A 5,517-nucleotide genomic window follows, 5' to 3' on the forward strand; every position below is an offset into this window, starting at 1 on the left:
GGGCGGCCACCTCCACGGCCCACCCGGCGGCGCCGTCGCCGATCAGCAGCCGGGCCTCGCGCAGGGCGGCGTCGTCGCTGACGGCGTCCTGGAGTGCGGAGGTGTCACGGGGCCGCAGGCGCAGGATCCACGACCGGTCCGGGGCGGGCTGGCGGTGCGTCACAGGAGGCCGAGCCTTTCCAGGTCGGTGGCGTACTTGCGGACCAGGGCGGCCGAGAGGTGGGGGATGTCCTTGCCGAGGCCGGTTTCGGGGTCCTTCACCGCGGCCTGGAACCGGTCGGCGGGGAGCATCGGCTCCGGGCCGCTCTCCTCGGGGTGTGCGAAGGCGTGCAGCAGGGGCAGCACGGAGTGGCGGCGCTGTCTCTCGGGCAGGGCGCGCAGCGCGGTCGTGAACCGGGTGAGCCAGGCCGCGTGGTCGTCGATCCGCCGGATCGGGTGTCCGGCCTCGACGAGCCAGTCGACGAAGGTGTCCAGCGAGATGCCGTCGTCGTGGGGGTTGCGCAGGTGGAACGTGCGGTGGCCGTCGGTGGCGTGCGCGCCCAGGGCGGTGACGGCCTCGGCGCAGAAGCCGACCGGCAGGCCGTCGTAGTGGGCCGGGGAGCCCGAGCGGTAGAAGGAGCCGGGGGCGACGCCGGTGGCGATCAGGCTGAGCAGGAGCCGGGTGCACAGGTCGGGGACGTTGAGCTGTCCCGCGTACTCGGGGTGGGCGAGGAGGATGCCCGACCGGAAGACCCGGGCCGGCAGTCCGTACCGCTCGTGGGCCTCCCGCAGCAGGACCTCGCCGGCCCACTTGCTGGTCGCGTACCCGTCGGCGTAGCCCTCGCCGGTGCGGCGCACCGGGACGGCCGTGCGGATGTCGGCGTCCTCGTCGAGCGCCGGGCCGGGGCCGTCGGGGCGGACGGCGACGGTGGAGACGTAGGTGACGGGCTTGGTCCGCGTGGTGAGCGCCAGCCGGATCACCTCGGCCGTGCCGGCGACGTTGGGGCCGAACAGCTGGTCGTACGGAAGGACGTGGTTGACCAGCGCACCGGCGTGGACGACGAGGTCCACGTCGCGGGCCAGCCGCTGCCAGGTGTCCTCGTCCAGGCCGAGGCGGGGTGCGCCGAGGTCTCCCGCGAGCACCTCCAGGGATCCGGCGGCTTCCCGGTGGCGGCGCAGGAGTGCGGCGTCCCCGCTGTCGAAGGCCTCCGCGAGCCTGCGTGCCGCCGAGGCCGCGTCCTCACCCCGGACGACGCAGATCACCCGGCCCCCCTCGGGCGCGAGCCGCTCCAGCCACTCCAGGCACAGGAACCGGCCCAGGTAGCCGTTGGCCCCGGTGAGCAGGACGGTGCGGACGGCGCCGGAGGGGCCCGGCAGGGCGGAGGCGGCGGCGAGTGTCGGCGCGTCGAGGAACTTCTCCAGGGTGAGGTCGGCGGCCCGGACCTCGCCGCCTGCGCCACCGAAGCCTCCGTGCACGGAGGCGGACGTCGGTCGCGGTGCCCCGCCGAGGCGCTGTGCCTCGATGTGGCGTGCCACGCCCGTCAGGCCGCCCGCCGGGCTGATGATCACCCCGACCGGGATCTCGACGCCGAAGATCTCCCCGAGCAGCCGGGAGAGGGACAGCGCGGACAGGGAGTCCCCGCCGAGGTCCGTGAAGCGCGCGCCGACGGCGGTGTCCGGGGCGCCGAGCAGCGCCTGGGCGGCCCGGCGGACGGTCTCCGCCACCGGCCCGTCCGCTCCGGTGCGGCGCAGTTCGGCCAGCCACCGGTCCTGTCCCTCGGCGCGTTCGGTGTACAGCGCTTCGAGCGCGGCGCCGTAACGTTCCTTCAGACGGGGCCGCAGCACCTTGTGGCTCTCGGTGTACAGGCCGTTCTCGGGGCTGAAGGGCTCGGTCTCGATCAGGAAGTCGCGCGGGATCTCGTAGCTGTTGAGCCCGCTCTCCCCCGCGACCTGCCGCAGCGACTCGGCGAGCGCGGTCTTGAGGGCGGCGGTGTCCCCGTCGTGCCGGGCGAGCGCCTCCGGGGTGGGGACGACCACCGCGAGCAGGTAGGCGCGTTCGCTGTTGCCGTACACGTAGAGCTGCCGGACGAGGGGGCTGGCGAGGTAGACGGTCTCCAGGCGGGAGACGGCCACGAACTCGCCCTGGGAGAGCTTCAGGGTGTCCTTGGTGCGGTCGACGTGGACGAGCCGGTCGGGGCCGAGCTCGGCGAAGACGTCACCGGTGCGGTAGTAGCCGTCCGCGTCGAAGAGTTCGGCGGTCAGCTCGGGGCGCCGGTAGTAGCCGGGGACGAGCGTCTGGGACCTGAGCAGCAGTTCGCCGCGCGGGTGGGGCAGGTCGGTGGTGTGGTAGCCGAGTTCGGGGACGTCCACCAGCTTGTAGTCGAGGACGGGCGGCCGTTGCACCACGGTGTCCAGCAGGACCCCGCCGGCCTCGGTGGAGCCGTAGCCGGTGTGCAGGGTCACGCCGAGGCAGGACTCGACGAAGGCCGCGAGTTCGGCGGAGAGCGGGGCCGTGCCCACGAACGCCTTGGCGACGCGTCCGCCGAGGACGTTCTCCCGCAGCTCCTTCCTGACGGCGGCCTCGACGTCACCGGACTCCCCGGCCCGCCGGTCCAGTTCGCCCCGGTAGAGCTGGAACAGCATGTCGCAGATGCGCGGCACCATGGTCAGCTCGGTCGGGCGGACCAGCGCGATGTCCTCGAAGAGGGCGGACAGGTCGCTCCTGGCGGTGAAGTAGCCGGTACCGCCGCGCACCAGCGAGCCCATCAGCGCGTAGCGGCCCGCGAGGTGGCTGTGCGGCATGTACAGGACGCTGACGGCGGGGACGTCCGCCGAGCCGTAGCTGAACCCGTACCACGCGGTGCCGACCAGCCGCTGGGTGTACATGGCGCCCTTGGGTGCGCCGGTGCTGCCGGACGTGTAGATGAGCAGGGCGAGCGGGTCGTCGCCCGGTTCGGCCGTGAACAGGGGCGCCGGCGGCAGCTCCGCGCCCTGGTCGATCACCTCCGCCAGCGTGTCCACGGCGACCGTCCGCCCGGCCTCGGCGAGCGCGCGAACGGCCTGCCGCCCGGCCTCCGCACTGCCGTGGCCGAACACGGTCAGCCGCTCGATGGACGCCGCCCCGGTGACGAGCCCGACGGCGGTGTCGAGGTGCTCGGCGCTCACGGCGAGGACGCGGGGTTCGGTCTCCTCGACGATCTCCCGCAGCTGGTCGGGGTGCGTGCTGTGCTGGAGGGGCACCGGGACGACGCCGGTGTGGATGGCCGCCAGGTCCAGCGTCGCGTGGTCGACGCCCGGGAAGCCCAGGGTGCACAGCCGCTCCCCCGGGCCCAGCGGGTACCGGGGGTCGTGCCAGCGGGCGGCGACCGCGCGGACCCGCGCCCACAGTTCGCGGTAGCTCACCGTGTCGAACCGGGGCAGCAGCGCTCCTGTCGCCGGGTCGACGGCGCGTTCGCCGAGGGCGGGACGGTCTCCGTGGCTCTCCAGGACGGTCGCCATGACCTCGGCGAGCGCCTGCCCCGGTTCGACGGACGCCAGGGCCTCGGCGAGCCCGGTGCCGTGATCGTCGCGTGGTGCGGCCATGCTCAGCTCTCCCGTGCGGTGTGGGGGGTGGTTGGTCACCAGGTGACGGGCAGGGCCGCCACGCCTCGGACGAGGCGCTCGGTGCGCCAGGTCAGCTGGTCGGGTTCGACGGCGAGCTTCAGCCCGGGGAAGCGCCGGACCATCACTTCGAGGACCACGCGCAGCTCCAGGCGGGCGAGCTGGGCGCCGAGGCAGTGGTGCAGGCCGTGTCCGAAGGTGACGTGCGGGACGCGTTCGCGCCGGAAGTCGATCTCGTAGGGGTCCTCGAACACCGTGGCGTCGTGGTTGGCCATCCCGAGTTCGGCCACCACCGCGTCACCGGCGCGGATGAGCTGCCCGCCCAGTTCCAGGTCCTCGGTGGCGATGCGGGTGAACCCGGCGGTCGCGCTGTTGGGGATGAACCGCAGGAGTTCCTCGACGGCCCGGGGGACGAGCGCGGGGTCGGCGCACAGCTGCTCCCAGAGGCCGGGCCGGGTCAGCAGCGTGTAGACCATGCTGCCGATCTCGTTGGCGGTGGCCTCCTGCCCGGCGGAGAGCAGGCTGACGCCGAGGCCGACCAGCTCCTCCTCGGCGAGCGGGCCGTCGTCGTCCGCGCCGTCGGCGCCGTCTTCGTTGTCGGCGACCAGTTCGCCGAGGAGGTCGTCGGTGGGGGTGATCCGGCGCTGGGCGATCAGGCCGGCGAGGTACTCGTCGAGGTGGGCGCGGGAACGCGCGGCCTGGGCGGGGTCGGCGAGCATCAGCAGGCCGTCGACCCACTCGGTGAACCGTTCCCGGTCGGCGAGGGGCACGCCGAGCATCTCGCAGATCACGGTGATCGGCAGGGGCCAGGTCAGAGCGGTGGTGAGGTCGGCCGGGGCGCCCGTCGCCACCATCGCGTCGAGAAGTTCGTTCACGATCTCCTCGATGCGCGGGCGCAGGGCCTTGAGGCGGCGCACGGAGAACGCGTTCATCACGCGGCGGCGCAGCCGGGTGTGCTCGGGCGGGTCCATGCTGAGCATCGAGGTGCGGGGCAGTCCGACCGCGACCGTGCGGGGCACGTGGTCGCCGACGGCGGCGGCGCGGCTGAAGCGGGGGTCCGAGAGGACCGTCCTGACGTCCGCGTGCCGGGTGACCAGCCAGCCGTCGCCGCCGAACGGCAGCCGCACGCGCAGCACGGGCTGTTCGCCGGAGAGTTCCACCAGCGTCGGGTCGAGGTCGAGGCGGACGATCGGGCCGAACGGGTAGGCCCGGGTTTCTTCCCCTGCCGCGGTCATCGTGTTCATCCTTTGCGTGGGTGTCGGGAGGTGCCTCGGGGGCGGGGCGCTCAGGCGAGGCTCGCGGTCTTCCCGCCGTCGATGACGATGTTGCTGCCGGTGATCCACGAGGCGCGGGGCGAGACGAAGAAGCTGACGGCGTCGGCGATGTCCTGGGACTCCCCCATGCGGCCGAGCGGGATCTCGGCGGCCCACTGCCCGGCGAGGGCGTCGAGGTCGGTGCCAGCGGGGTCGCCGCCGTAGTACTCGACGACCTGGCGGCGGGCCGCCTGCGAGGCGGGCGTCTCCACGTTGCCCAGGCACAGGGAGAGCACCCGGATGCCGTCCGGGGCGAGTTCGGTGGCGAGGCCCTTGCTGTACGTCTCCAGCGCGGCCTTGGCCGCGGCGTAGTGGTAGAGGTTCGGGTACGCGGCGATGGTGGCGGTGCTCGACACGTGGACGACGGTCCCGCCGCCGCTCTCCCTCATGGCCGGCACGAGCGCCGCGTTGAGGCGGACCGAGGCGAGGAAGTTGATGTCCATCGTGTACTGCCAGTCGTCCTCCAGGTCCAGGACGCGGTGGAACGAACGGCAGCCGCCCGCGTTGTTCACGACGATGTCCACGCCGCCGAGGACGTCGAGGGCGGTGTCGGCGAACGCGCGCACCCCGTCGGCCGTGCTCAGGTCGGCCGCGACGAGGGTGGCGCCGGCCGGGGTGTCGCCCT

Annotated in this window: 3 protein-coding genes; all 3 read right to left on the reverse strand. The window is 73.6% G+C overall.

The window, feature by feature from the left end; all coding sequences use genetic code 11:
- Positions 1–159 precede the first annotated feature (159 nt).
- Positions 160–3,561 carry a carboxylic acid reductase gene (gene car / locus ACVNF4_RS31845; protein WP_461806350.1) on the reverse strand — a complete coding sequence of 1,134 codons (3,402 nt, stop codon included), beginning with the start codon at positions 3,559–3,561 and terminating at the stop codon, positions 160–162.
- A 35-nt stretch (positions 3,562–3,596) separates the two neighbouring features.
- Entirely contained in the window at positions 3,597–4,814 is a 1,218-nt protein-coding gene (locus tag ACVNF4_RS31850; RefSeq protein ID WP_461806351.1) for a cytochrome P450, read from the reverse strand.
- Between the two features lie 50 nt (positions 4,815–4,864).
- A partial coding sequence (locus ACVNF4_RS31855; protein ID WP_461806352.1) for an SDR family oxidoreductase occupies positions 4,865–5,517 on the reverse strand: 653 nt, incomplete at its 5' end.

This window comes from Streptomyces sp. S6 (genome assembly GCF_054880855.1).